The organism is Streptomyces sp. WM6386 (assembly GCF_000972385.1).
Classification (GTDB): Bacteria; Actinomycetota; Actinomycetes; order Streptomycetales; family Streptomycetaceae; genus Streptomyces.
In genome coordinates, this window is sequence record NZ_JXTE01000695.1 from 1 (window position 1) to 341 (window position 341).

Below are 341 nucleotides of genomic sequence, written 5' to 3' on the forward strand. Positions count from 1 at the left end.
CCTGTACGTCGGGGTTGAACACCCAGTCCTCGAAGCAGTGGCCGCCGCTGCGCACCGTCAGGCGCTTGCCGGCGGTCCCGGCCGCCTGGACGACCGAGCGGACCTGGGCGGTCGTCTCGGCGAGGCAGATCCTCTCGGGTGCGGAGGACCATCTCTGGTTCCAGCCCTGCACCAGGTCCTTGTACCGCTTGTCGCCGGGGGCCACCGTGGTGATCGGCCCCGCCGCCGGTACGGCTTGGTCGGCCGCTGCGGACGGGGGGGCGGGCGCCGTTCCCCGCCGGGGGGCGGCTCCCCCGGCCGCCCGGCCCCCGGGGGGGGAGGTCCGCCCGGGGGTACCTTTC

Annotated in this window: 1 pseudogene; it reads right to left on the minus strand. The window is 76.2% G+C overall.

Annotation, left to right across the window (positions count from 1 at the left end):
- Nucleotides 1-205: pseudogene (locus tag TN53_RS44390) on the minus strand (FAD-binding oxidoreductase); the annotation flags it as partial.
- Nucleotides 206-341: the final 136 nt, after the last annotated feature.